The sequence below is a fragment of the Enterobacter cloacae complex sp. P14RS genome (assembly GCF_014895895.1).
Classification (GTDB): domain Bacteria; phylum Pseudomonadota; class Gammaproteobacteria; order Enterobacterales; family Enterobacteriaceae; genus Enterobacter; species Enterobacter bugandensis.
The window spans coordinates 106,210-130,969 of record NZ_JADBQM010000020.1; the positions used below are offsets into that span (position 1 = coordinate 106,210).

General features: G+C 55.2%; 26 protein-coding genes and 1 pseudogene. 9 read left to right on the forward strand and 18 right to left on the reverse strand.

Going from position 1 to position 24,760, the window contains the following annotated elements:
- Positions 1-7: 7 nt before the first annotated feature.
- The 5 genes from IM295_RS15980 to IM295_RS16000 form a co-directional block, all read right to left on the reverse strand.
- Entirely contained in the window at positions 8-1,387 is a 1,380-nt protein-coding gene (locus IM295_RS15980) for a carbohydrate porin (RefSeq protein WP_041911699.1), read from the reverse strand.
- A 138-nt stretch (positions 1,388-1,525) separates the two neighbouring features.
- On the reverse strand, positions 1,526-1,828 hold the full coding sequence (locus IM295_RS15985) for a PTS lactose/cellobiose transporter subunit IIA (protein ID WP_028014979.1): 303 nt from the start codon (positions 1,826-1,828) through the stop codon (positions 1,526-1,528).
- A 5-nt stretch (positions 1,829-1,833) separates the two neighbouring features.
- The gene (locus IM295_RS15990; protein WP_193066940.1) at positions 1,834-3,210 is read right to left on the reverse strand and encodes a glycoside hydrolase family 1 protein; all 1,377 of its coding nucleotides are present in this window, start codon (positions 3,208-3,210) and stop codon (positions 1,834-1,836) included.
- A gap of 17 nt (positions 3,211-3,227) precedes the next feature.
- Entirely contained in the window at positions 3,228-4,553 is a 1,326-nt protein-coding gene (locus tag IM295_RS15995) for a PTS sugar transporter subunit IIC (RefSeq protein WP_193066941.1), read from the reverse strand.
- A gap of 11 nt (positions 4,554-4,564) precedes the next feature.
- Entirely contained in the window at positions 4,565-4,879 is a 315-nt protein-coding gene (locus tag IM295_RS16000) for a PTS sugar transporter subunit IIB (protein WP_014830072.1), read from the reverse strand.
- Between the two features lie 293 nt (positions 4,880-5,172).
- Here IM295_RS16000 and IM295_RS16005 point away from each other — a divergent pair, with 293 nt between their 5' ends.
- Positions 5,173-6,123, forward strand: coding sequence for a LacI family DNA-binding transcriptional regulator (locus IM295_RS16005; protein ID WP_047366887.1), 951 nt, complete (start codon positions 5,173-5,175; stop codon positions 6,121-6,123).
- Positions 6,124-6,168: 45 nt separating this feature from the next.
- Here the strand turns inward: IM295_RS16005 and IM295_RS16010 are convergent, their stop codons facing one another.
- The 5 genes from IM295_RS16010 to IM295_RS16030 all read right to left on the reverse strand — a co-directional run bounded on the left by IM295_RS16010 (position 6,169) and on the right by IM295_RS16030 (position 12,900).
- Positions 6,169-6,465 (reverse strand): YicS family protein, encoded by a 297-nt coding sequence (locus IM295_RS16010; protein WP_028014983.1) that lies wholly within the window; start codon positions 6,463-6,465, stop codon positions 6,169-6,171.
- 121 nt (positions 6,466-6,586) lie between these two features.
- Positions 6,587-7,951, reverse strand: a complete 1,365-nt coding sequence (locus tag IM295_RS16015) for an efflux transporter outer membrane subunit (protein WP_193066942.1) — start codon at positions 7,949-7,951, stop codon at positions 6,587-6,589.
- Complete coding sequence (locus IM295_RS16020) at positions 7,951-11,061, reverse strand: efflux RND transporter permease subunit (protein ID WP_063155224.1); 3,111 nt, start codon at positions 11,059-11,061, stop codon at positions 7,951-7,953. Before IM295_RS16020 ends, IM295_RS16015 begins: the two co-directional genes overlap by 1 nt.
- Positions 11,061-12,182, reverse strand: coding sequence for an efflux RND transporter periplasmic adaptor subunit (locus tag IM295_RS16025; protein WP_193066943.1), 1,122 nt, complete (start codon positions 12,180-12,182; stop codon positions 11,061-11,063). Before IM295_RS16025 ends, IM295_RS16020 begins: the two co-directional genes overlap by 1 nt.
- A gap of 148 nt (positions 12,183-12,330) precedes the next feature.
- A complete protein-coding gene (locus IM295_RS16030; RefSeq protein ID WP_028014987.1) occupies positions 12,331-12,900 on the reverse strand; it encodes a TetR/AcrR family transcriptional regulator in 570 nt (189 codons plus the stop codon).
- A gap of 186 nt (positions 12,901-13,086) precedes the next feature.
- Between IM295_RS16030 and IM295_RS16035 the strand changes: the two genes are divergently transcribed.
- The 5 genes from IM295_RS16035 (at position 13,087) to IM295_RS16055 (ending at position 16,906) form a co-directional block, all read left to right on the forward strand.
- Entirely contained in the window at positions 13,087-13,506 is a 420-nt protein-coding gene (locus IM295_RS16035; RefSeq protein ID WP_041911691.1) for a GNAT family N-acetyltransferase, read from the forward strand.
- 147 nt (positions 13,507-13,653) lie between these two features.
- Positions 13,654-14,454, forward strand: coding sequence for a lipoprotein NlpA (nlpA, locus tag IM295_RS16040; protein ID WP_193066944.1), 801 nt, complete (start codon positions 13,654-13,656; stop codon positions 14,452-14,454).
- A gap of 122 nt (positions 14,455-14,576) precedes the next feature.
- On the forward strand, positions 14,577-15,356 hold the full coding sequence (locus IM295_RS16045; RefSeq protein ID WP_193066945.1) for an MBL fold metallo-hydrolase: 780 nt from the start codon (positions 14,577-14,579) through the stop codon (positions 15,354-15,356).
- A 26-nt stretch (positions 15,357-15,382) separates the two neighbouring features.
- On the forward strand, positions 15,383-16,342 hold the full coding sequence (locus tag IM295_RS16050) for a GlxA family transcriptional regulator (protein ID WP_193066946.1): 960 nt from the start codon (positions 15,383-15,385) through the stop codon (positions 16,340-16,342).
- A gap of 234 nt (positions 16,343-16,576) precedes the next feature.
- Entirely contained in the window at positions 16,577-16,906 is a 330-nt protein-coding gene (locus IM295_RS16055) for a hypothetical protein (RefSeq protein ID WP_041911688.1), read from the forward strand.
- Here the strand turns inward: IM295_RS16055 and IM295_RS16060 are convergent.
- The 5 genes from IM295_RS16060 to IM295_RS16080 form a co-directional block, all read right to left on the reverse strand.
- Positions 16,884-17,687, reverse strand: coding sequence for a DUF4225 domain-containing protein (locus tag IM295_RS16060; protein WP_193066947.1), 804 nt, complete (start codon positions 17,685-17,687; stop codon positions 16,884-16,886). The two genes, IM295_RS16055 and IM295_RS16060, sit on opposite strands and share 23 nt — an antisense overlap.
- A gap of 186 nt (positions 17,688-17,873) precedes the next feature.
- Positions 17,874-18,962, reverse strand: coding sequence for an AAA family ATPase (locus tag IM295_RS16065; protein ID WP_063437878.1), 1,089 nt, complete (start codon positions 18,960-18,962; stop codon positions 17,874-17,876).
- A 143-nt stretch (positions 18,963-19,105) separates the two neighbouring features.
- Positions 19,106-20,065, reverse strand: coding sequence for a DUF523 and DUF1722 domain-containing protein (locus IM295_RS16070; RefSeq protein WP_041911685.1), 960 nt, complete (start codon positions 20,063-20,065; stop codon positions 19,106-19,108).
- 102 nt (positions 20,066-20,167) lie between these two features.
- Positions 20,168-20,578 (reverse strand): hydroxyisourate hydrolase, encoded by a 411-nt coding sequence (gene uraH, locus IM295_RS16075; protein WP_126327158.1) that lies wholly within the window; start codon positions 20,576-20,578, stop codon positions 20,168-20,170.
- 99 nt (positions 20,579-20,677) lie between these two features.
- Positions 20,678-21,403 (reverse strand): MerR family transcriptional regulator, encoded by a 726-nt coding sequence (locus IM295_RS16080; protein ID WP_028014996.1) that lies wholly within the window; start codon positions 21,401-21,403, stop codon positions 20,678-20,680.
- A 117-nt stretch (positions 21,404-21,520) separates the two neighbouring features.
- Between IM295_RS16080 and IM295_RS16085 the strand changes: the two genes are divergently transcribed.
- The 3 genes and pseudogenes from IM295_RS16085 to IM295_RS16095 all read left to right on the forward strand — a co-directional run bounded on the left by IM295_RS16085 (position 21,521) and on the right by IM295_RS16095 (position 22,747).
- Entirely contained in the window at positions 21,521-22,045 is a 525-nt protein-coding gene (locus tag IM295_RS16085) for a lipocalin family protein (RefSeq protein ID WP_047366898.1), read from the forward strand.
- A gap of 113 nt (positions 22,046-22,158) precedes the next feature.
- Positions 22,159-22,272, forward strand: a pseudogene (locus tag IM295_RS16090) (class I SAM-dependent methyltransferase); the annotation flags it as partial.
- Positions 22,273-22,303: 31 nt separating this feature from the next.
- Positions 22,304-22,747: an acetyltransferase gene (locus tag IM295_RS16095; RefSeq protein ID WP_193066948.1), complete on the forward strand. Its 444-nt coding sequence runs from the start codon at positions 22,304-22,306 to the stop codon at positions 22,745-22,747.
- Between the two features lie 33 nt (positions 22,748-22,780).
- Here the strand turns inward: IM295_RS16095 and IM295_RS16100 are convergent, their stop codons facing one another.
- From IM295_RS16100 to IM295_RS16110, 3 genes are all read right to left on the reverse strand, one after another.
- The gene (locus IM295_RS16100; RefSeq protein WP_226859495.1) at positions 22,781-23,365 is read right to left on the reverse strand and encodes a hypothetical protein; all 585 of its coding nucleotides are present in this window, start codon (positions 23,363-23,365) and stop codon (positions 22,781-22,783) included.
- Between the two features lie 10 nt (positions 23,366-23,375).
- Positions 23,376-23,855: a type VI secretion system tube protein Hcp gene (locus tag IM295_RS16105; protein ID WP_059357152.1), complete on the reverse strand. Its 480-nt coding sequence runs from the start codon at positions 23,853-23,855 to the stop codon at positions 23,376-23,378.
- A 211-nt stretch (positions 23,856-24,066) separates the two neighbouring features.
- On the reverse strand, positions 24,067-24,760 hold a 694-nt coding region (locus tag IM295_RS16110), incomplete at its 5' end, for a hypothetical protein (RefSeq protein WP_193066949.1).

Here is a 24,760-nt window from a genome sequence, read left to right on the forward strand (position 1 = left end):
GTTGACCTTAGAACCACGCCTCCCACATCGCGCCGACGTTGAAGTCGTCGAGCGTCTCGTCTTTGGTATTGTTCACGCGCGCGGTGCGTTCATTATCCACTTTGCCGCCGGTGACGTAGAAGCGCAGCATCGGACGGAACTCAGGCCCCATGGCGATAGACATGTTCTGCGACAGGGTCAGCTTCCAGCCCTTGTTGTCGCCGCCGTTGTCGTAGTCAACGTGCTGCCAGCCTGCTTCCAGCCAGGTAGAGTGAACGTCGTTCCACCAGTGCATCGGGCGCACGATGGCGTTGTAGTTCTTGCGGTTGTCGGTCTTATCGCGGCTGTTGTCGTAGTCGTGGAAGGCGAGGATGTACTCCACCTGCGTGGCCTGGGTGAATTTATACAGCCCTTCGAAGCTGGCGTAGACCGTGGTCAGATCTTCGGTTTTGTTGAACACGCTGTTGTCCGCGTTATCGGAGTAGCGGGCGATCACCTTGTTCACGCCGCTGTCGTTGGTGTGGCTCAGCACCACGCCGCCCTGCCAGGCGTTCAGGCGTTCGTCGCTTTCAACCGCTTTCGAATCAAAGCCGTAGTTGGCGTACAGCTCCATGTCGATCGGGCCGAGCTTCATGCCGTGGATTTTGGAGGTCGCGGCGTAGTTGCCCTTGTCGCCCGTGCCGGAACCGCCGGTACAGGTGATGCGCGACGGGTTCGCTTCATCTTCCATCACTTCCGGACTACAGGATTCGACTGCCGCCACGGCAGCCACGTCAAACTGCACGCCGCCGATGTCAAAGTTCTTCACCCCGGCGCCCTGGCCGTCGTGGTTCATCCAGAAGTAATCGTTGATGCCCTGCTGCGGACGCTGGTGGAAGTCACGACCAGCCCAGAAGTAGGCATTTGGGTTGGAGGCCATAATGTTGGTCACCCCCGCGTAGGCTTTTTTCAGGTTAACCTCGTCGCCCCAGTGGTCGATCATCACGTTGATGTCCCAGATGGCGCCGTTGTCCCCTTTGAAGGCCTTGGAGAGCTGGAATTCCCCGCCGTTACCTTCGTTACCCAGACGACCAATCGCGGACGCGCCGTTGTAGGAGCCGTCCACCGCCACGTATTTCTGATCGGCGGCCTGGAAGTGCGCGCCGTAGCGGGCGTAGCCGGTGAATTTAATGCCGAACGGGATCGCCATATCCGGGGATTGCGCCGCGCTTTGCGGCTCGGTTACCACGTCCGCTTTTTTCGCAACCGCCGCATCCATTTTGGCCTGACGCTCGGCCAGAGCTTTATCTACCGCTTTCGCCACAATGGCGTCGATTTGCTCCTGGGTAAATTCTTGTGCGAGTACGGAAATTGGGCAAAGCGCGGCGATAACCGCCATGGTTAATGGAAGTTTTTTAATCGTATTCATGGTTATCTCAATATAGTTTAATTTTATTCAGACAATAACCATCCCGCTCCGATCTGACAGAGTATGTCGCTATCATCAGAACAAGTGGATCTCTATTTAGGGTACAGAGGTATTACATTAACTTTATTTCGCCATAGACTATCTCTGATATAAATGAATTATTTCTTCAGACAGTTCACGCGCTAATAAGGAATTCATTAAATGATCCTGCGCGTGCACCATGATTAACGTCATCGGCTGGCGGCCTTCGCCCGCATCCTGCTCGATCAGTTTGGTCTGCATCTTGTGCGCCTGGCGCGCGTAGCCGTCGGCTTCGTGCAGCAGGCTTTTGGCCTCGTCAAAGTTGCCCTGACGCGCCGCGTGCAGCGCTTCAAAGCACAGACTGCGGGACTGTCCGGCGTTGACGATAATTTCCATTACGGCTTCTTCTAGTGCGATCATCATTATTACTCTTTTTCAAAACTATTATTTAAGGCGGTGGCGGCAAACCACTCTCCGCTTTTCTTAATGGTGCGCTGCTGCGTTTTTAAATCGAGCTGGATAAATCCGTAGCGGTTTTTATAGGCATTACACCACGACCAGTTATCAATAAACGTCCACATATGGTAGCCAAGACAATTGCACCCTTCGCTAATACCTTTGTGCAGCCACGTTAAATGCTCAGAAATAAACTCGATGCGGTATTGATCGTTAATCTGGCCATTTTCAATAAAGCGCTGTTCATTTTCGACGCCCATGCCGTTTTCAGAAATAAAGCAGCGAGGGTTGCCGTAATTGTCGCGCAGGTTAACCAGAATATCGTAAATACCCGGCTCGTAGATTTCCCAGCCGCGGTAGGGATTCATCTTGCGGCCCGGCATTTCGTAGTTATCAAAGAACCACTCCGGCATAAACGGCGCCTGCGGGTTCACCGCGCTGTCGCGACACTTCACGCGACGCGGCTGATAGTAGTTCACGCCGAGCAGGTCGATTTTTCCTTCCGCAATCAACGCGCTGTCTTCCGGCTTGCAGGCGGGCAACTGATCGTAGGATTTCAGCAACGCCACCAGGTCGGCCGGATACTCCCCGCGCAGTACCGGGTCAAGGAAGCTGCGGTTAAACATCAGGTCCGCGATGTGCGCCGCCTTCACGTCCGCCGGGTTCTGCGAGCGCGGGTAGGACGGCGTCAGGTTCAGCACGATGCCGATCTCACCCGCGTAATGTCCGGCGCGGTAAGCCTGAACGGCCTTCGCGTGGGCCAGCACGGTGTGATACGCCACGGTGGCGGCCCGGCGGAAATCCACTATGTTGGGATAGTGGAAGTCGTACAGATAACCGCCCTCCACCGGGACGATGGGCTCGTTGAAGGTAAACCAGTGCAGCACGCGGTCGCCAAACAGCTCGAAGCAGATCTGCGCATAGCGGGCGTAAGCGTCCACCACGTCACGGTTTTCCCAGCCGCCGATCTCCTGCATCGCCATCGGCATGTCGAAGTGGAACAGGGTGATAAACGGCGTGATGCCCTGTTCATTCAGCTCATCAATGACCTGATTGTAAAAATCGACCGCTTCCGGGTTCACTTCACCGATACCGTCGGGGATCAGGCGTGCCCAGCTAATCGAGGTACGAAAGCTGTTGTGGTTCAGCTGCTTTAACAGCTGAATGTCCGTTTTCCAGTTTTGATAAAACGTGGAGGTGTGCTGCGGCCCCACGCCGTTGTGAAAACGGTTCGGCTCGCGGGCAAACCAGTAATCCCATGTGGTTTCCCCCTCTCTTGCCCCTTCGGTCTGGAGAGCGGAGCTTGCGCTGCCCCACCAGAAGTTATCGGGAAATGCGTATTTCATGTCCTTTCCTCTTTGACTTAATTGCTTGCGGCTTCAGCGGTACCGACGGTTGCCTGGGCTTTCTGCTCTTCGTTTTTCATCAGCGTACGCTCATAGGCGCGCAGGAACGGCAGGTACATCAGCGCGGACATCACCATACAGACCAGGCACATTATCACCGGACTTAGCGCCCAGTTTGCCGCCCATGAGGCACCAATCGGGGGGGGGGTGGTCCACGGGGTTAATGACACCACCTGAGCCAGCCAGCCGAGCTTCGTTGCGCCGTACGCCAGGCAGGCATTGACCAGCGGAACAAACACGAACGGGATAAACAGCATCGGGTTCATGATGATCGGCGCGCCGAACAGAATCGGCTCATTGATGTTAAAGAAGCTCGGCACAATGCCCATTTTGCCGATGGTGCGCAGGTGCGTGGCGCGGCTGCGCAGCAGCAGGAACGCCAGCGGCAGCGTGGAGCCTACGCCGCCAATCAGCAGGTAGTGATCCCAGAAGCCCTGCAGGTAAACGTGCGGCAGTGCCGCGCCTGCGGCGAGCGCCGCCTGGTTTGCGGAGAGGTTCGCCATCCAGAATGGGTTCATGATGCCGGTGACAATCAGAGAGCCGTGAATACCGGCAAACCAGAAGATCTGGCACAGCAGCACGGAGAGCAGTATCGCGGGCAGGGAGTCGGATGCGGATACTAGCGGCTCCAGCAGGTGCATGATCGCCTGCGGGATGATCATTCCGGTCTGCGCTTCAATGAACAGGTTCAGCGGGTGCAGCGTACCGATCACCACCATCACCGGGATCAGGATCTCAAACGAACGCGCCACGCCGGTGGGCACTTCCTTCGGCAGGCGGATGGTCACGTTGTTCTGCTTCAGCCACGCATAGACGCGGGTGGCGTAAATCGCGGTGATAAGCGCGGTAAAGATGCCCTGACCGGAGAGATACTGGGTCGAGATCTTACCGTCGGCATACGGCGCGGCGACCAGCAGGAAGGCCATAAAGGCCAGCAGGCCGGACATCACCGGGTCGAGGTTAAACTGACGCCCCAGGCTCGCCCCAATCCCCACCGAAATGAAGAAGGTCATCACGCCCATGCTGAGGTTAAACGGCAGCATCAGCTGTTCGCGGTAGGTCTGGGAGAAATCCAGCCAGCCGCGGGCGAAGCTGTTGGTGGTATCCGCCGAGAACGGCGGGAAAATGAACACCAGCATAAACGAGCCGATGATCATAAACGGTAGCGCGGCGGTAAAGCCGTCGCGGATGGCAATCACATACTTTTGCTGACCCAGCTTTGCGGCCAGCGGGGTAATTGACTGCTCAATCACCGCGACCATGGATTGATATAACGAACTCATGTGAACACCTTTTAGTGTGCCGCTTCGATGAGCGACAGAGCATAGTCCAGTACTTTATCGCCACGTTGCATGCCGTAGTCCATCATGTCGATGGGCTGCACCGGAATGCCTTTCGTAGCCGCCTTGTCTGAGAGTGTCTGTAACATGTATTTCACTTGCGGTCCGAGAAGTACCACCTGGTATTGCGGAAACTGCGTATCAAATTCGGAAACACCGTACGCATCAATCTTCACCGGCAAACCACGTTCTTTCGCGACATCGACCATTTTGCTGACCAGCAGGCTGGTGGACATCCCGGCAGAGCAACACAGCATAATCTTGAACATCGACAACCATCCTCAAAATGTAAATAGTTATTGCGAGGATGATTGGACATGATACGGAAACCGGTTTCCATTTATAAAAAGCAGAACTGTGATAACCATCAAGATCCAATGCTTATGAGGCTAATTAACCGGATGTGGGTCACATAATTTGGCTGTTTTGACATCATTTTGAGTGGAAACGGAAAATCGGTTTCCATGAAAAACGGAAACGGATATACTCCGTTCTGGCTATAATGTGAGCCGTAGCGGTTATGGAATTTGCAGGCGCGAGGTTAGCCTGCCAGGGGAAAGAGATGTCGACAATCAATGATGTATCACGTCTGGCCGGGGTGTCTAAAGCCACGGTATCGCGAGTGTTGAGTGGGTCACGTGGCGTTAAGGAAGCCAGCCGTCAGGCCGTGCTAAAGGCGGTGGATGAGCTGAACTACCGTCCCAACGTGATTGCCCAGTCGCTGCTGAGCCAGTCGACGGGCTGCATTGGGGTGATTTGCGCGCAGGAAAACATTAACCAGACCACCGGGTATCTTTACGCGCTGGAAAAACAGCTCAGCCAGCATCAAAAACACCTGCTGCTGCGCTTCGCCCATAGCAAAGCGGAAGTGATGAATGCTCTCGAAGAACTTTCCTGCGGCCTGTGTGACGACATTCTGGTGATTGGCGCCCGTTTCCCGCTGGACGTGGATATGGAAAACGTCATCCTTGTGGACTGCATGGAGGCCGATAACGCCAACAGCATTAAGTTCGATCACGCCTTTGCCGCCGAAACCGCCTGTAACTATCTGACCAGCCAGGGGCGTCGCCAGATTGCGCTGATCCACCCGCACGGCAGCGGGTTTGCCGACCAGGTGCTGCTTGGCTATAAGCACGCGCTGGAGAAAAATTTCCTGCCCTTTAATCGCAACCTCGTCTTTATGGACGCGACCTCCTCGTCCGTTGCGCTTCAGGAATTACTCAACAACGCGTCCACGTTGAACTTCAACGCGTTACTGGTGGCGGACGAGCAGGAAGCCCAGCGGGTGATCCCGCAGCTGCAGGCGTTTAATAAATCCGTACCGGACGACATTATGGTCTTTAGCCTTGCCGGATCGCTGCACCTGCCGGGTATTCCGGTGATCCCGGCGATTGAATATTCCATGGATGCCATGGCGGCGCGTATCGTAAGCTGGCTGACGGAGAAAACGCAGATGCTCGGGTCCTATGTTCTGCGCGGGGATCTCATCATTCCGGACGTGCGGAAGCGTTAAAAACGTTTTCCAGGCCGGGTAAGCGCAGCGCCACCCGGCGAGAACTCAATAATCTTCCAGACAATCCACCTGACCAACCGCAGCCCAGTAGGCGTCCAGGTTGTCGCGCTTCACGGCGGTGATGGCGTTTTTGATCAGCAGCTGATTGGCCTCGGACGACAAAATCATCTCCTGCCAGGCCTTATCGCTTTGCTTTTTCTGTGGCGTACAGGTTTTCTTAATATCTTTCAGGACCTGCTGCTTTATTTGCGCCTCTTTCGCCGGATCGTCCTTTTCCTGAGCATGGACAAACGCGGCGAAGAGCAGACAAACCAGCAGGCAGACCAGGTGCGCAGCTTTCATCAACAACCCCCTTTAGACGTCACAGGCTTCCCATGAAATATATCGTTACATTCAGTGTAGCGATTCCAGTCGAAAGTATGATTTTCTCTTTTCTGCGCATGAGAATCGCCCACCGATAAGGTTACTGGATCCCCCCGCCCAGCGACTGCCACAGCGTGATGCGGTTCTCCAGGTCGGTTTGCTGCAGCGCAATCAGCGATTCCTGCGCCGACCACAGCGACCGCTGCGCGGTCAGTACCGTCAGATAATCCCCCGCGCCCGCCTTATAGCTGCGCGTTGCCACATCCAGCGTTTTTTGCTCGGCCGCCACGTATTCTCGCTGGGCATCAAGCTGCTCGCTGAGCGTTTCACGGCGCGCCAGCGCGTCGGCCACGTCTTTAAACGCGCTCTGGATGGCTTTTTCGTAGGTCGCAATTAACCCTTTTTTCTCGGCTTCTGCATAACGCAGCTGCGCCAGATTGTTGCCGCCGCTGAACAGCGGCAGGGTGATGGACGGCGCGAATGACCAGACCTTCATCCCGTGGCTGAACAGGGAGGAGAGCGAGTCGCTGCCGACGCCCGCGCTGGCGGTCAGTGAAATGGTCGGGAAGAAGTTGGCGCGCGCCGCGCCGATATTGGCGTTGGCGCTCAGCAGGTTATGTTCCGCTTCCTGAATGTCCGGGCGGCGCAGCAGCGCGCTGGAGCTGACGCCCGCCGGGATCAGCGTGATGGCGTTGTTGCTCAGGCTCTCCAGCGTACCGGGCAGCAGGTTCTCCGGCACCGTATCGCCCGCCAGCAGATTGAGGGCATTTTTATCCTGCATCACCAGCGTCCGGTAGCTTGCTACGCTGGCGCGCGCCTGCTGGTAAACCGCCATCGCTTCACTAACGTCCGTAGCCGCCGCGACGCCCACTTCCTGCTGGCGCTTCACAATCTTCAGCGAGTTTGCCGCGCTCTCCATTGTGGATTTCGCCAGCGCCAGGTTGCTGTTATCCGCCGCCAGCGTCACCCAGGCCGTGGTCAGCTCGCTAACCATCGTCAGGCGCGTGTTCTGCGCGGTGAACTCGCTGGCAAGCCAGGTTTCACGCGCGGCGCGGGAGAGGCTCTGGTTGCGGCCAAACAGATCCAGCTCGAAGCTGGAGACCGCGCCGTTGGCTTCGTCGCTTGTCGCAACACCGCTTGCCAGCGTGCGGCTGCGGGTGTGGCTCAGCTCGGCGTCTACCGTCGGAAACAGGGACGAGCGCGTTTCACCGTACTGTGCGCGGGCGGCGTCGATATCCGCGATCGCTTTTTGCACGTCGCGGTTGCTGTTCAGCGCCATCGTCACCACGCTTTTCAGCCTCGCGTCGTTCATCACCTGCTGCCACTGGCTCACCACGGCGGTGGCTTCGCCGTGCGCGCCGGGCAAGGTCACTGGGACGGGAGCGTCCGGGCGTTGATAGGTAGGGTCTAACGACACACACCCTGCGCTCAGCAGGGCTAACGCTAAAACAGTGACACGAAACATTATGACCTCCGGTTCGCGTGTTTACCGGAGAACAGACGTTTCACCAGTACAAAGAATAAAGGGACGAAGAAGATCGCCAGCAGCGTCGCGGCCAGCGTTCCGCCGATAATGCCGGTACCAATTGCCACGCGGCTGTTGGCACCGGCACCGGTTGCAACGGCCAGCGGCGTCACCCCTGCGATAAACGCCAGCGACGTCATGATGATGGGACGCAGACGCGTCTGGGCGGCACGCAGGGCGGCGCGCGTCAGGGAGTAACCTTCTGCGACTTTGGCTTCGGCAAACTCGACAATCAGGATGGCGTTCTTCGACGACAGGCCGATGGTGGTGAGTAGCGCCACCTGGAAGTAGACGTCATTACTCAAGCCGCGCAGGGAGGCCGCAAGCGCCGCACCCAGCACCCCAAGCGGGATCACCAGGATGACCGAAATCGGCACCGACCAGCTCTCATACAGCGCCGCCAGGCACAGGAACACCACGAGAATGGAAAGGGCATAGAGGCTCATCGCCTGACCGCTTGCCAGTTTTTCCTGCAAAGACAAACCGCTCCACGCCCAGGTGCTGCCGGACGGCAGGCTGTTTGCCAGCTGCTCCATTTTGCTCATCGCCGTGCCGGAGCTCGCGCCGCTGGCGTTTTCGCCCTGTATCTCATACGCCGCCGAGCCGTTGTAGCGCACCAGGCTTTCCGGGCCATACTCCCAGCGGGTGGTGGCGAAGGCGGAGAACGGGGTCATGGTGCTGTCGCTGCCGCGCACATACCATTTGTTGAGATCGGACGGCACGGCGCGATAGTCGCTGTCGCCCTGGATGTAGACCTTTTTCACGCGGCCGCGATCGATAAAGTCGTTCACGTAGGTCCCGCCCCAGGCGCTGGAGAGGGTGTTGGTGACGTCGCTCAGGGACAGCCCCAGCGACACGGCTTTGTTGTTGTCGATATCCACCTGAAGCTGCGGCATCTGCGGCAGATCGTTGGCGCGCACGGCGTGCAGCGAGCTGTCCTGGTTGGCTTCGCCAATCAGCTGGTTACGCAGTTTCAGCAGCGCATCGCGGTCGGTGCCGCCGCTGGCCATCAGCTCAAAGGTAAAACCGTTGCTCTGGCCCAGGCCGTCCACCGCAGGCGGCGTCATCGCAAAGATGGTCGCATCGCGGATGGTGCTCAGTTCCTGCGTGGCACGCAGGGCGATGGCCTGAGCCGTGTTTGCATCGCCTTTACGCTCTGACCAGTTCTTTAGGGAGACAAACGCCATCCCGGCGTTCTGGCCGCTGCCGCTGAAGCTGAAGCCTTCAATGGTGAAGATCACGTTGGTGTTGGCTTTCTCTTTGGTGAGGAACCACTCGCGCACCTGGCGGCTGACTTCGGCGGTACGTACCGTCGTCGCGCCGGCTGGCAGGGTGTACTGCACCATGATTTCGCCCTGGTCTTCCGTCGGCAGGAAGCTGCCCGGCAGCTTAAGCATGGCGAAGCCCATCGCGCCGCAGAGCAGGGCGTAGATGACCAGCATGCCGCCGGAACGGCGCAGAGCGCGCAGCACCTTGTTCTGATAACCGCGCTCGGTCCTGCTGTAGAAGCGGTTAAACGCGCCGAAGAAGCCCTTTTTGTGCGGCGTCGTGTGGCTCAGAATCGAGCCGCAGAGCGCGGGCGTCAGGGTCAGCGCCACCACCACGGAGAGGAACATCGCCGAAATAATGGTGACCGAGAACTGACGGTAAATCACCCCGGTGGAGCCGCCGAAGAAGGCCATCGGCAGGAATACCGCAGAGAGCACCAGCGCAATGGCGACCAGCGCGCCGGAGATTTCGCCCATCGATTTCTCGGTGGCTTCCCGGGCGGGCAGCCCCTCGTCGCGCATAATACGCTCGACGTTTTCCACCACCACGATGGCGTCATCCACCAAAAGCCCTATCGCCAGCACCATGGCAAACAGCGTCAGGGTATTGATGGAGTAGCCGAACAGCGCCAGTACGCCGAAGGTACCCAGCAGAACGACAGGTACCGCCAACGCGGGGATCAGCGTCGCGCGGATGTTTTGCAGGAACAGGTACATCACCACCACCACGAGGACAATGGCTTCGAACAGGGTCTGAATCACGTCCTCAACGGAGATCTTGATGAACTCGGTGCTGTCCTTCGGGTAGGCCACGTCGTAGCCTTCCGGCATCGACTTTTTGAACTCGGCAATCTTATCTTTCACCGCCGTCGCAGTGTTGAGCGCGTTCGCACCCGGTGAAAGCATGACTGCCATACCCGCCGCCGGGTGGCCGTTGAGCTTCGCGGTGGCGGTATAATCTTCGCTACCCATCTCCACGCGGGCGACATCGCTGATGCGCACCACCGCGCCGTTGGATTGGCTCTTCACAATGATGTTTTTAAACTGATCCACCGTCTGCAGGCGCGACTGGGCGCGGACGGTGGCGGTCAGCTGCTGGGCGTTCGACGAGGGTAGCGCGCCGATTTTACCGGCGGAGACCTGCACGTTCTGCGCTTCAATCGCGCTCTGCACGTCGGACGGCATCAGCGAGTAGGACGCCAGCTTCGCCGGATCGAGCCAGATGCGCATCGCGTATTCCGCCCCGAACACCTGCAGGCTCCCGACGCCTTCCACGCGCGCCAGCGGATCCTGCATATTACTCACCAGCCAGTCGGCAATATCCGAGCTGCTGGCGGTGTCGGTTTTATCGTACACGCCCATGATCAGCAGGAAGTTGCTCTGGGATTTTTCGACGGTGATCCCGGACTGCTGCACCTCGGTGGGCAGGCGCGATTCCGCCTGCTGGACTTTGTTCTGCACCTGCACCTGAGCGGTGTCCGGGTCAGTGCCCTGCTCGAAGGTGACGGTAATGCTCACCGATCCGTCCGAGCTGCTGGTGGAGGTGAAGTAGAGCAGGTTATCCAGCCCGGTCAGCTGCTGCTCGATCACCTGCGTTACGCTGTTTTCCAGCGTCTGCGCGGAGGCACCGGTATAGGTGGCGGAGATTTTGATCGACGGCGGCGCAACGTCCGGGTACTGCGCGACCGGCAGCGTGCGGATGGCCAGCATCCCGGCGAGCATGATAAGAATAGCGATAACCCAGGCAAAGACCGGGCGACGCACGAAGAAACGGGAAAACATCAGGCGTTTCCTCCGTTGGCTTTCATCTCTTCGGCCTTCACTTCCTGCCCGGCGGTGACTTTGTCAGTACCTTCCACAATCAGCCTGTCGCCTGCCTTCAGCCCGCTCAGCACCAGCCATTTGTCGCCGTAGGTGTCACCCGTTTCCAGTTGACGCTGCTCGACCTTGTTGCTGGCATTGACCACCAGAGCGGTAGCGGTGCCTTTGGCGTCACGGGTGATGCCCTGCTGCGGCGCGAGGATCGCGTCGCTCATGACGCCTTCATCCACCCTGGCGCGGACAAACATGCCCGGCAGGAGCTGATGCTGCGGGTTCGGGAAGACGGCGCGCAGCGTGACCGAGCCGGTTGATTCATCCACCGCCACTTCGGTTAACGCCAGGCGGCCTTTCTCGCTGTAGGTGCTGCCGTCTTCGAGGATTAACGACACGCTTAGCGTATCGCTATTGGTGGCAAGGGTTTGCTTGCGTAAACGCAGCAGATCGGCGCTGGAACGGGTTAAGTCGACGTACATGCTGTCCAGCCCGCGAATGGTGGCGAGCGCGGTATCCTGCTGGGCGGTGACCAGCGCGCCGGGGGTGACGGAGGAGATGCCGATGCGTCCGGCAATCGGCGCGGTGACGGTGGTCCAGTTGAGGTTAATGCGCGCGCTCTCCTGTGCGGCCTTCTTTGATTCAACGCTGGCCTTGTCCTGCGCGCAGGTGGACTTCGCGTCTTCTGCGTCCTGACGCGACACGCCGTCGTCTTTCACCAGATACGCATAGCGCTGGGCTTTCTGGCAGTCGGCCTGCACCAGCGCCTGGGCCTGTTTCAGCGCCGCGGCGGCTTCATCAAACGCCGCGCGGTAGCTGGAAGGGTCAATTTGATACAGCGCCTGTCCGGCCTTCACGGTATCGCCTTCCGTGAACAACCTCTTCTGAATAATGCCGCCCACCTGCGGGCGCACTTCGGCGCTCATGGCGGCGGTGGTGCGGCCCGTGAGCTCGCTGACGACGGAGACCGGCTGGCTCATGAGGGTGACAATCCCCACATCCGGAAGAGGATGCTGGGGAGCAGATGTTTGCGCATTATCGCACCCGGTCAGGAGGAGTAATGCCGCGATGGAGGTTGTTATGGTTTTCATAATCTTTTTCCAGGGTGAACGATGCCTGCCCTGTTAAAGGCTCAACAGGGAGGGGGGCTATTTAAAGGCACAGCGATACCGCATCTCCGGCATGGCCGGAAATGTTAATTTGGGAAATTACTTATTCCCGCTAATTATTCACATGCGATTACTTCGCAGAGAAAAGCATATTTAAAATATTCTGATAGATAGGCTCTAATTGTTCCGACGGTACTTTTAAAGGCGCGAGTCGACGGTAAATCGTGCCTTCGATCATCACCGCGGTAATTTCCACGCAGCAGCGAATATGTTCATCGCTCAGATGGGGAAATTGTTTTTTCAGGTGCGCACAGGCGTTGGTAAACATCCGGGCATCGGCTGCGATCAGCATGGCCGCCACCTGCGGGTTACGGGTCGCCTCGGCAGACATTTCGAGCATCAACGCATCGTCGTCTTCGTTGAGCGTCTGACGCCAGGCGAGCGCCTGCGGCATCCCTTCCACCACCGTTTTGTCCTGCATCCCTTCGATGCGTGAGTCGATAATGCGGCGGATCATCTCTTCAATAATCGCATCTTTGTTACTGAAATAACGGTAAATTTGCCCGACGCTAAGCTTCGCCTCACTGGCAATTTGCGACATGCTGGCGGCGTGAAATCCGCTGGCGCGAAAGCAGCGACGCGCGGCGGTGATGATTTCGTCCTGACGTTGTTTTTGTCGTTCTTCCAGCTTTGTGCTCATCGCCGTCTACCGTGTAAAAGTGAGAATGATCGTTCTCAGTATACGTTTTGGGTGCGTATTGGAAAGGCTTTTTTTATTTAGTTATTGAATGAATGTTTCTGTATTAAAAAAATGGAGGAAATTAGGAGTTTTTATGAAGGTTAAGCTGTGAGATATTTAAATTGCGCGGAAAATAAGGAGAGAAATATGCACCTGAGCATTACTTATAATGTAACACCCGCAGAAAAAGAAGAGCTATTTGTGGGGTTAAGAGCCTATAACGGACAGTTTATCGATCTGACAAACTTTAGCGGCGACATTGGCGTTTATGTACGAGACGATAAAGGCGTCATGCTCGGCGGGCTCATTGGAGTGCGTAAAGGCGACTGGCTGAATATCGACTTTCTCTGGGTCAGCGACACCGTGCGGGGTACGGGCGTGGGCAGCCAGCTTATCAAAACGGCGGAAGAGGAAGCCAGACGCAAAGGCTGCAAGCATGCGCTAGTGGATACCGTCAGCTTCCAGGCGCGCCCGTTCTATGAAAAACAGGGGTACCAGCTGCAGATGTCTTTGCAGGATTATCCGTACCCGGGCATGCAGCGACATTACCTGGCGAAAGCCCTTTAAGCTCTGAATCCGTAGGCCGGGTAAGCGCAGCGTCACCCGGCCATACCCGCATATAACTTATCCTTCTTATTGATTCTTTTTCGTTTTTTATTTCACCGCCTCGTTGTCGATATAGTCACTACAACATTCAGCAAAAGGAACTTTCTCGTGAAACGTCGATTGGGTGCTCTGGTTCTCGCTGGCCTGCTGCTGGCAGGGTGCGATCAAAGTGGCAGCGATGCCAAACACATAAAAGTGGGCGTCATCAACGGCGCTGAACAGGACGTGGCGGAAGTCGCCAAAAAGGTGGCAAAAGAAAAATATGGCCTGGACGTGGAGCTGGTCGGATTCAGCGGCTCGCTATTGCCCAACGATGCCACTAACCAGGGAGAGCTGGATGCCAACGTCTTCCAGCATCGCCCGTTCCTTGCAGAAGATAACAAGGCGCATGGCTACAAGCTGGTCGCCGTGGCCAATACTTTTGTTTTCCCGATGGCCGGCTATTCCCGCAAAATCAAATCCGTCTCTGACCTGAAGGACGGGGCGACTATCGCCATTCCAAACGATCCGACCAACCTTGGCCGCGCGCTGCTGCTGCTGCAAAAAGAGAAGCTCATCACCCTGAAGCCGGACACCGGGCTGCTGCCGACGGCGCTGGATATTACCGCCAACCCTAAGCAGCTGAAAATCATGGAACTGGAAGGGGCACAGCTGCCGCGCGTGCTGGACGACCCGAAAGTGGATGTCGCCATCATCAGCACTACCTATATTCAGCAAACCGGGCTATCGCCGGTGCATGACAGCGTCTTTATTGAAGATAAAAACTCGCCGTACGTGAACATCGTGGTGACGCGCGAAGACAACAAAGACGCGGAGTACGTGAAGGCGTTTATCCAGTCGTATCAGTCACCGGAAGTGGCGAAAGCGGCAGAGACGATCTTCAACGGCGGGGCGGTGCCGGGCTGGTAAAGGTGCCGGCAGAAAACGCGGTGATGAAAATGGCCCGATTCCATCGGTAATCGCCCTTTAGCCCACAGCACCAATTGTGACGGCTGGCTATCCTCCTTATCACACCAACCGGAGGATAGCCCATGAATATTACCCAAATTCGCAATGCCACCCTGCTGATTACCTACGCCGGAAAACGCCTTTTAATCGATCCGATGCTGGCCCCGAAAGGCGCTTATCCGGGCTTTCCCGGTACGGCGCATGCCGAACGCCGTAACCCGACGGTCGAACTTCCCGTCGACGTCAATACGCTGCTGGACGCTGACGCGGTGATCGTCACCCATACCCATGACGATCACTGGGATCGCACCGCGGCAGAGCTGATCGCCAAAGACAAACCGATCTACGTGCAAAACGATCGTGACGCCGCGCTGCTGCGCAGCCAGGGATTTACCAACCTGACGATCATAACCGACGAGACCACCTTCGGGGAGGTTCGGATTGCGAAAACGTACGGCGGCCAGCACGGGACCGACCGCGCTTACGCCGTGCCGGAGCTGGCGGAGCGGCTGGGCGAGGCCTGTGGCGTGGTGCTGCGTCATCCTGATGAGAAGACGCTCTATCTTGCCGGGGATACCATCTGGCGCGAAGAGGTGGCAGCCGATCTGCAAAAACACCAGCCGGATGTGGTGGTACTGAACGCCGGTTATGCCCACGTCATCGGCTTTGGGCCCATTATTATGGGACAGGAAGATGTGCTTAACGTCCATTTCCTGCTGCCGCAGGCTAAAATCGTCGCGAGCCACATGGAGGCGATTAACCACTGCCTGTTGACCCGCAGCGCGCTGCGTGAGTACGTTGAAGCCAACCAGGTGAGCGATGCGGTGAGCATTCCCCAGGATGGCGAAACCGTTATATTCTGAGTGCGTTAACGGGAAAGGAGGGACAGATGTCGCTAATCAACGTCGCGATTGTCGCGGTAGACGGGTTCAGCCCGTTCCACTACTCCGTTCCCTGCATTCTGTTTGGTGATTCGGTCTCCGGCGAAAAGCGCTTTAACGTGACGATCTGCGCCGAAACGCCGGGGTTTCTTACCTCAAAAGACGGGTTTGCCCTCAACGCCACGCAGGATTACACCGCCATCGGGCAGGCCGACATTGTTGTCGTTCCCTACTGGCAGCACGTCCTTGTACGGCCGCCTCAGGCGCTGCTCGACAGCCTGGTGTTGGCGAGAGACAACGGCGCGGAAATTGTCGGCCTGTGTCTGGGGTCGTTTGTGCTGGCCTGGGCGGGGATCCTCGACGGTAAACGGGCCGCCACCCACTGGGAGTTTGAACATCACTTCCAGTCGCTCTTTCCGAACGTCCAGCTGGATATCAATGCCCTCTACGTGGATGACGGCAATATCATCACCTCTGCCGGTACCGCGGCTGCGCTGGACTGCTGTCTGTACATCATTCGCCAGCGTTTTGGCAGCGTCGTCGCCAACCAGATTGCCCGTCGGATGATTGTACCGCCCCATCGCGAGGGCGGGCAGGCGCAGTTCATCGCCCAGCCGGTTCCGAAAGATACCCGTGACGCACGTATTAACTGCCTGATCGACTACCTGCAGCAGCACATCACCGAACCGCATAGTCTGGACTCGCTGGCGGAGGTGGTTTCGATGAGCCGCCGCACGCTGACCCGCCATTTTATTAAAGCCACGGGGATGAGCGTCGCCGACTGGCTTACCGCCGAACGCCTGCGGCGCAGCCAGATTTTGCTTGAAGCCGGAAATATGCCCGTTGAGAGCGTGGCGGAGCTGGTGGGATTTAATTCCGCCGTCACCTGGCGACAGCAGTTTAAGGCGCGCTTTGGGGTGAGCCCAGCGGAGTGGCGAAAGACGTTCCGTGTTCATCCGTCTTTATAATTCTGTCGCGATGGAATAAAAAGGCGTGGGGGACATTTTCGGGGTGACGGCTACGAACGCCCCTAACGAGCGCGCTTTAAACACCGTAATCTATTATTTTCTACTTAAGTGCCAGTGTCTTTTTAGCGTGGTCCTGTTTTTTTGCTGAAAATGCTGATGTATCAGACGGGTTACAAGACGCATCTCTTCCGGTTAAGATATTGCACGTTACTTTCCAGAAGAAAAGGTAGTGGCATGAACAATATTGAAACGCAGTTACTTGAATCAGGTTTCACCGTAAAAGAGTTAGCGTATCTGAACCGAAACATCAGTCGTTATGGTTCATCCTTGCTCGAGGTCGTGCTTGAGTTAGGTAAGCGATTTATCATGGTTCTGTGTATTACTGCGGCTGTGGCTCTGATTTTCCTGGCGCTTATTTTTTTCGCTGAACATTACAATCTTGTTTCCGGGGGCATCTCTCTTTTCATCGTGTTGGCGATTGTCTGGTTTTTTCAACCCCCGGTCATTACCTACAAAGCCTGGCGCTACAGAAAGAAATACATTAGTTCTGGCCAGACGCATTAGAAATTAAATCAAACGAGACTTTTGCAGAGACACCCCAGCCGACAATTTTCATAGTGAGCGCTGCGCGATTCATACCGTCGACCTTGCGGTAGAAATCCAGCGGGAGATAGCGAAACAGACGCCATGATTCGGGTTTTCGGATGGCGCCAAATACCGTATAGACGCTTGCTGCCAGGCTTACGCTGTTGAAGACTCCCAGTGCTGATTCACGTTTAAATCCCATAAACTGAGCGATATCCATGACGCCATCTGCCAGCATACCTTCAGAATTTGGTCGATGTTGAAGCGTTCTGTTAATTTCTTTTGAAATAGCATTTGCACCATCCATAACCAGAATCGCTCCTGCAAGCGCACCCACTGGATTCATTGTCATCATTGCACCAACGCCTGCAACAATCTGTAACCCGGAAAGTACAACCTTTATCGACGAGATAAAGTAACCGATGACTTTGTTATTTTCTTTAACCAGTTCAATCTGAGCAAAAAGCTGAGCTGTACGTGAGCGAAGCATTCTGCTTTGATCAAGAAGACTTTCGTTCTCAGCCCGGATGTTTTTCAGGCATTCCATGCACTCATCATGACTTCTGGCCGCCCGGGTAGCGCTAAACTGTTGCATTACAAATTGCCGAATATCATCCATAAATTTAATTCGTGCGAGTCCGTCGCTGAGATGTTGCCCTCCGACAATATTCGCAGTATTGATAAGCTTTCGGGCTTCAAGGTTAATCATTGTTTCAGCCCATGCACGGGTGTTCTGACCAGGGAAAAGTGCAATATCCATTTTAATTTTCTCATCTGATAACCAATGTTTACAGATTATCCAGCCAGCAGAAACTGACAACAATAAATTGGATAATGTATCGCGAGCCCTGAATTCGCTGAAGCATATACCTGCGGAAATCATCATCGTCGTTGATGGCGACCATGAGAGGGATGACTGGAGAAAAGTAATTAAGGAAACAAACACTTACCCCAGTCTCTCCACCCTCGTCTCCCCCTCCGCCATCGACAGCTGATACAGCGAAAACGATCTGTGCTTCTCAATCAACGTCGCCAGCTCCGGCGAGTGGCTGGTGAGCCAGATCTGCGAGTAGCGACTGGCCTCGGCGATTAAGCTCGCTAGGGCGGGCAGCATCTGCGGGTGCAGGCTGTTTTCCGGTTCGTTTAACGCGATAAACGCCGGCGGGCGCGGGCTTAACAGCGCCACCGCCAGGCACAGAAAGCGCAGGGTGCCGTCGGAGAACTCCGCCGGTTCCAGCGGCCTGCTCAGCCCGTCGCGCTGCATCATCATGCGAAAACGTCCACCGCTGTTGTCGCTGTAAAACACGCAGCCGGGGAAGGCCTGGTCGAGGATGCGCATCAGCAGCAGCTCGTCGCCAATCTCCACGATAGTCTGAAACGCCGCCGCCAGGTTGGCGCCGTCGCTGGCCAGCACCGGGGAGCGGAAACCGACCTGCGGAGCGCGCATCGCCGAGCCGATTGATACAGAAAACTCATGATAAAAGCGCCAGTTACGCAGGGACTCGCGCATCTGCGACACTTCCGGGTAAAGGTGCGGTTCGCCGAGCTGTCCGAATACCGATTCGTTCTCGTACAGCGTGCCGCTGTGGGTCACTTTTTCATGATGCACGTTGTTCAGAAACACGGCCTGATTCCTGCGCTTCATCAGCTGTGACGACGGTCGACGGTGCTGGCCGCTCAGCCAGATGGACTCCTCTTTGATCACCGGGTCGAGCTGAAACTGTGAGGGATACGGCAGCTTCTCCACAAACCCGACCTGCAGCTCGTATTCGTAGGTCTCTGTTTCCACCGCCAGATTCATCCGCCGCAGCTGGTCGCTGCGGGTTTTGCCTGCCCAGAACACCTTCAGAATGCCGCCCTCGTTCGCCAGCGCCTGGGAAAACTGCCCTTGCGCGGCGCTGTGCATCAGGTGTATCGCCTTGTAAATATTGGATTTCCCGGTACCGTTCGGCCCGAAGACGATGTTGAGCTGCTCCAGCTCCAGCGACATCTCACGGATGGAGCGGTAGTTTTGAATGTGCAGGGTGTTGATCACAGGCAGGCCCCTTTTGCAGAATAAGCTGTATATAAACACAGTCTTTAGATGAAATGCAAAAAAGAGACGACAGTGAGGATGTCGTCTAAACGGGGTACTGCTTTGGGCCTCTATGGGTCAATGGGGCCTTCGCATTTTTTTCATCACTTGACTGCCAGACGCAGACCCAAATCATCAGGATAGGGATCAAAGTAGTTTTGCGTCATCAGATACCGGTCGGGGTATTCGGCCAGGTAGTGCTTCAGCAGCGTGATCGGGGCGAGGATAGGCAACTGTCCGTTGCGATAGTGCAGGATCACGTCGCGCAGCTCGCCGCGCTGGCGGGTGTTGAGCTGGTTACGAAAATAGCCCTGAATATGCATCAGCACGTTGGTGTGATTCTTCCGTGAAGCAGGTTTTTTCAGGATGGTCATCAGCTTTTCCCGGTACGCCACGAAGAAGGCGTCCAGGTCTTCCCACTCGTGCAGCGAGGCAACGAACGGGCCAATCTCACGGTAGCCCGCCTGGTGGTGCGCCAGCAGCTGAAGCTTGTAGCGGCTGTGGAAGTCCAGCAGCGCGCGGCGCGTCAGGCCATTTTTACGTAGCGTGTTAAGTTCGTGCAGCGCAAAAACGCGCTCGACGAAGTTTTCCCGCAGCACCGGGTCGTGCAGGCGTCCGTCCTCTTCAACGGGCAGCCACGGCAAGGTTTCAAGGAGGGCGGCGGTGAACAGCCCGACCCCCTCCTTGCGGCCCCGGTTGCCGTTTTCATCATACAGCCGCACGCGTTCCATGCCGCAGCTTGGGGATTTTGCACAGACAACAAAGCCTGCGAGGTCGCCGATTTTCGGCAAATAATCTGCCGCAAAGTCGGCCATTTTCTGCGTAACGTCTTCGTGAGGCGCGTGGCTGAAGCGCATCTGCGTTTCACCGTCTGTCGTGACGATCAGACGCAGCGCCGGGCGAGGCGTCGGCAGGCCGATGGCCATCTCCGGGCAGACGGGCCTGAAATTCACCCACTGGGCCAGCTCATCCATGATGAAGCCCATGCGCTTATGTCCGCCGTCAAAGCGAACGGCGGATCCGGTCAAACATCCGCTAATACCGAGCACAGGTTTCGTTGTCATGGTGTAGTCCTCCCGTTCATATAACTAAAACTTACACAACATGACTAATTTGTCCAAGTATTCGCGGAAATATTTTTTATAATCCTTTAAAATCAACGCCTCTTAACTTCCCTTGTAGGTCGAGTAGCCGAACTGGCTAAGCAGAAGTGGGATGTGCAGCTTCTCGTTGGTGCGGGTCACGGTAAACAGCACCGGGATCTCCGGGAAGAAGGTATCCAGCTTTTTGCCGTGGAAATACTCTGCGGTTTTAAAGGTTACTTTGTACACGCCAGGCTGCATGTCCTGATCCTGCGGATAGAGCGATTTGATACGGCCATCCAAGTCGGTTTTGCCGCTGGCAACCTGAGTCCATTTGTCCTGCTGCTGCTTCTCCAGCGTAACGGTAACGTCTGATGGCGGCATTCCGGTTTGCTGGTCAAGAATGTGGACGCTTAGCGTGCCGGCAGGGGCGCTAAAGGCTGTAGGGGCAAAGGCCATCGAGGCCAGGATCAGCAGAGGGGCAGTTTTTTTCATGGTGTTTTCCTGTTGAGTTATTCGTCACAGGAAAACGTTAGCATCTGCGGCGCGGGAAAATATTCAACTTTTCGTGAAGATTCCCGCAGGAGAAAATTATCAGAGGATAATCACTTCAAGCGATACCTGCTGCTGCCACTGCTCCACCTGCTTTTTCCGCCCGGCGGTGAGCTTGCCGCTGGTGACCAGCAGCCATTTCCGCTCCGGGAAAATCTCCGGTGCCAGCGCGTCTGGCGGAACTGGCAGAATGTCGATGCGGTGGCCCTGCCCGGTGCGCGTTAGGGCTTCGAGCCAGATCTCGCATGGGTCGTTCAGGTGCCAGCCGCTGAGCAGAATATTGTCGCCCGGCGCTTTTTTATCGCCTTCGAGGCAAAACGAGGTGTAGGCGATGATGATGCCGTCGAGGATCGCGCGCAGGGTCATGGCGGCGGCGACGTTAGCCGAGACCTGGCTGCGCAGCGGACGCAGTACGTTCGCGACCAGTTCCGGCCTTGGGTACTCGCGCCCGGCGTCGTAAATCATCTGGCGCAGGGACTCGACTTTGCCGTCCTGCAGGCGTTGCAGCATGCTCTGCTGCAGCGTTTGCCAGTTGTTGGTCCGCCCCGGCGTCGGGCGTTCCAGCAGCGGTTTGACCTGGCCGATCGGGACGCCTTTTTTTACCCAGTCGAGGATTTTGAGCGCCTGCTGGACGTCCTCATCGCTGTACTGGCGGTGGCCGCCTTCCGTGCGCTGTGGCTTGAGTAAACCGTAGCGACGCTGCCACGCCCGCAGGGTGGTGGCGGTGATGCCGCTGAGTCTGGCGAATTCGCCGATGGAGTAAGCCATGTCCGTGTCCAGGGTGGAGGAATACTCTCAATATACTACGAATTTTCCCGAACGGGATGAAGCGCCGAAACGGTGCACTACACTTAACTTCCAACCGTGCAAATGAAAGGAATTCTCATGAAGCTATGGCCTGTTGTGACCGGTGTTGCGATTGCCCTGACGCTGGTCGCCTGTAAATCCCCCACGCCGCCGAAAGGCGTGCAGCCTATTACCAACTTTGAAGCCAGCCGCTATCTCGGCAAATGGTACGAAGTCGCCCGTCTGGAAAACCGCTTTGAACGTGGTCTGGAACAGGTGACGGCGACCTACGGCGAGCGCAGCGACGGCGGCATCAGCGTGCTTAACCGGGGTTTTGATCCGGTGAAGAACAAGTGGAACGAGAGCGAGGGCAAAGCCTACTTTACCGGCGAGCCGACCACCGCCGCGCTGAAGGTATCGTTCTTCGGCCCGTTCTACGGCGGGTATAACGTGATCAGGCTGGACGATAAGTACCAGTACGCGCTGGTGAGCGGCCCGAACCGCGACTATCTGTGGATCCTGTCACGCACGCCGACCATCCCGGATGCGGTAAAGCAGGATTACCTGAACACCGCGCGCAGTCTGGGCTTCCGGGTTGATCAGCTGGTATGGGTGAAGCAGTAAAAATCGTGCTTTCTTCCAGGGGCATTACTGGCTCGCCTGGATAGACTTCCGTTAAAAGCCCAACGGAGAAAGACGACATGAACGGGCGAGCGGAGCTGCCATTCCGGTGGGGAGCGTTACAGCAGCTACAGGATATTCACCTTGCGGCAGGCGTGCCGATGGAAAACGTCACCGTGGTGGTACCGAGGGATGGGGTGATGGTGAAAAGATCGCAAAGAGTGGATTGAAATAGTTCGGTTTTCTAATCATGATCCCCCCATGAAAATAGAAACCGCACTCCCCAAACACTTTGAACGTCTGGTCGCGATCTGGGAATCTTCCGTTCGCGCCACCCATCACTTTTTACAAGAAAGCGATATTGCGGCGCTGCGCCCGTTATTGCTCAACGCCTATCTACCTAACCTCAAGGTCGTGATTGCTCGCGATGACGCAGGCGTTATTCACGGCTTTTTGGGCGTGGATGAAAACCGCATTGAAATGCTTTTTGTGGATGACGCGAGCCGAGGGAAGGGCGTCGGGAAATTGCTGCTAAAACACGCCATCGCCGAGTTTGGCGTAAACGAAGTGGACGTGAATGAGCAGAACCCGCAGGGCGTCGCATTTTATCGCCATATGGGGTTTGAGCAGGTCGGACGCTCGGAGCTGGACGGGCAGGGGAATCCGTTTCCGTTGTTGCATATGCGGTTGGGTGGACAGGCTTAACTCCCCGTTCCTGTGGAAGAGGGAGTCTGCGAACTAGTTGCTGGTAATTTGCCCGATGATTACACCACGCACTTTTTCGTCATCGAAGGAATAAGAGACGGTATTACTCTGGATGAATCCATCCTGCACTGGCGTCTCATGATAAAAAAGCATCGCTTTCTTTGTGGCGATCTCCTTATGACCGAACAGTTTAACTAAATTCCCGTGAGTAGCATTTAACAATGGAACATTAGCGACTGAGACTCTGACTGGTTCCGTTGTTTTTGCACACTCTTTATGAATCCCATCCCTGGCTATGGCTAGTGCCGTTAACAATCCTGCACCCATTTCGTTATCCGAGATGAACCAGTAATTCGTGCCATCGTCGTCATGGATGCAGATCCAGCGCGCGGAACGGTCTTTGTTAACTGGTGTGCTGGTGATATCTGACAGGTGAGTAACCTCCATTTGCACGGTTTTCTTACCGATGGTAATAGTGGGATAGAGAGGCACTTTTGTGGGTTCTTCCGGCGTTGTTCCATCATCCTGATAATACCTGGCTGCGAATCCGGACATTTGGGCTGCTGATGCATTTTGAACCAAGAAAAGAAGTGCAGCCAAAATTAGTAGTACTTTCATTTTATATACTCTAATACGTAGCACGGTTATTCCATTCGTCAGTGTAGAGAATGTTCCCTTCGCAATGCTTCCATGTAATCTTCTCGTAACGGAGTTGAATATCTTCGAGATGCGTGCTTGTCAAGCCGGTGGGATGCAACAGGGGGGATATTGAGGTGATCTTTACGTTCTCCATTATCATATTGAAATACTCACTCTCAACGCCTTGGTCAAGAATACGATACATTTTCAATTCTGCTTTTTTTAATGTTCTTCCTTCACACATAGCACGATATAAAACAGGCGTTGCAGCATCAAATTCCTTATGCAAATTTAAGGGGGAGTGAACTCTCGTGCCTGTCAAACGACCAGTATTCGAGCTCTCAGGGATCCATACCTGATGGATAACTGAACGGATTTCAAACGATCCTAATCTCGCTGGCAGTAAGGATGGACCAACGATGGGCGAACCATTTTCATCAAACAACCACAGATGCGCGGGAATTGACATAATTTACTCCTGTTAAATAGTAATTATCTTTTTTTACGTAAAAGGATATAGAGGCCTACAATAACTACAATTGACCATATTGCATTCATTGCGATTTTTTCGGGCAGCCAGGTTACGGCAAATAGTGCAAATATTATGACGAATAAAAGGGGGATGGCGCCTCTCAGGAAGAATATAAGTTGGCCTTTTAACCAGTCTTTAATAGCTTTAATCATCCCTTTATCATCCTTGAAATCGCATATGCAATATCGCTGTCTGAAGCATAAGCTTGGTTAAGAATAGGGGACCTCATTATTATGGGCTCAATCAAGAAAAACATCATTTCAAGTTCTTCCTGATAAAGTAGATTATAATAATAAGCATTATAGCTTTTTAGATGGTTGGCGCTTCTGGATGCCTGCTCAACGATGCCATAAACTTTTAAACCAAGAACAGCATAAGTAGAAAACGATGTAATCTTTTCTTTCATCCAAATGTTGGTATGAACACTACTACAGATTGCAATAGTTGCTGAATATATAAAAGCCTGGCTGGAGAGCATCGATGATGAAATTGATACACCTAAACGCATAAGATTTATTTGTATGTTATGTATTCTTTTTTCACTCTTGTTAATTAATAGGCTTTTAATATAAATATAAAGCATCTTAGAGATAATGTCTCTGTGTTTTATTAACTGGACGATACCTGTCAAAAATCTTGAGTCTTCTTTGCGTAATCGTAAACATACATCCTGATAGTTTTCAGTAAAGCACGATAGCTGATAGCTTAATCGCGTTGCCCCATCATCTAACAGTTGCGCTTGCTTTAATACTTCATCTTTTACGCCTGTTAAGGCGTGATCTAACTTTAGTGCCAATATTTTATTCGCATCCATTGATGTTATTAATGAGTCGCTATAATAC

Coding starts and splice junctions, on each gene's coding strand:
- IM295_RS15980 (WP_041911699.1), bottom strand. CDS start 1,387: ATGAATACGATTAAAAAACTTCCATTAACCATGGCGGTTATCGCCGCG.
- IM295_RS15985 (WP_028014979.1), bottom strand. CDS start 1,828: ATGATCGCACTAGAAGAAGCCGTAATGGAAATTATCGTCAACGCCGGA.
- IM295_RS15990 (WP_193066940.1), bottom strand. CDS start 3,210: ATGAAATACGCATTTCCCGATAACTTCTGGTGGGGCAGCGCAAGCTCC.
- IM295_RS15995 (WP_193066941.1), bottom strand. CDS start 4,553: ATGAGTTCGTTATATCAATCCATGGTCGCGGTGATTGAGCAGTCAATT.
- IM295_RS16000 (WP_014830072.1), bottom strand. CDS start 4,879: ATGTTCAAGATTATGCTGTGTTGCTCTGCCGGGATGTCCACCAGCCTG.
- IM295_RS16005 (WP_047366887.1), top strand. CDS start 5,173: ATGTCGACAATCAATGATGTATCACGTCTGGCCGGGGTGTCTAAAGCC.
- IM295_RS16010 (WP_028014983.1), bottom strand. CDS start 6,465: ATGAAAGCTGCGCACCTGGTCTGCCTGCTGGTTTGTCTGCTCTTCGCC.
- IM295_RS16015 (WP_193066942.1), bottom strand. CDS start 7,951: ATGTTTCGTGTCACTGTTTTAGCGTTAGCCCTGCTGAGCGCAGGGTGT.
- IM295_RS16020 (WP_063155224.1), bottom strand. CDS start 11,061: ATGTTTTCCCGTTTCTTCGTGCGTCGCCCGGTCTTTGCCTGGGTTATC.
- IM295_RS16025 (WP_193066943.1), bottom strand. CDS start 12,182: ATGAAAACCATAACAACCTCCATCGCGGCATTACTCCTCCTGACCGGG.
- IM295_RS16030 (WP_028014987.1), bottom strand. CDS start 12,900: ATGAGCACAAAGCTGGAAGAACGACAAAAACAACGTCAGGACGAAATC.
- IM295_RS16035 (WP_041911691.1), top strand. CDS start 13,087: ATGCACCTGAGCATTACTTATAATGTAACACCCGCAGAAAAAGAAGAG.
- IM295_RS16045 (WP_193066945.1), top strand. CDS start 14,577: ATGAATATTACCCAAATTCGCAATGCCACCCTGCTGATTACCTACGCC.
- IM295_RS16050 (WP_193066946.1), top strand. CDS start 15,383: ATGTCGCTAATCAACGTCGCGATTGTCGCGGTAGACGGGTTCAGCCCG.
- IM295_RS16055 (WP_041911688.1), top strand. CDS start 16,577: ATGAACAATATTGAAACGCAGTTACTTGAATCAGGTTTCACCGTAAAA.
- IM295_RS16060 (WP_193066947.1), bottom strand. CDS start 17,687: ATGGATATTGCACTTTTCCCTGGTCAGAACACCCGTGCATGGGCTGAA.
- IM295_RS16070 (WP_041911685.1), bottom strand. CDS start 20,065: ATGACAACGAAACCTGTGCTCGGTATTAGCGGATGTTTGACCGGATCC.
- uraH (WP_126327158.1), bottom strand. CDS start 20,578: ATGAAAAAAACTGCCCCTCTGCTGATCCTGGCCTCGATGGCCTTTGCC.
- IM295_RS16080 (WP_028014996.1), bottom strand. CDS start 21,403: ATGGCTTACTCCATCGGCGAATTCGCCAGACTCAGCGGCATCACCGCC.
- IM295_RS16085 (WP_047366898.1), top strand. CDS start 21,521: ATGAAGCTATGGCCTGTTGTGACCGGTGTTGCGATTGCCCTGACGCTG.
- IM295_RS16095 (WP_193066948.1), top strand. CDS start 22,304: ATGAAAATAGAAACCGCACTCCCCAAACACTTTGAACGTCTGGTCGCG.
- IM295_RS16100 (WP_226859495.1), bottom strand. CDS start 23,365: ATGAAAGTACTACTAATTTTGGCTGCACTTCTTTTCTTGGTTCAAAAT.
- IM295_RS16105 (WP_059357152.1), bottom strand. CDS start 23,855: ATGTCAATTCCCGCGCATCTGTGGTTGTTTGATGAAAATGGTTCGCCC.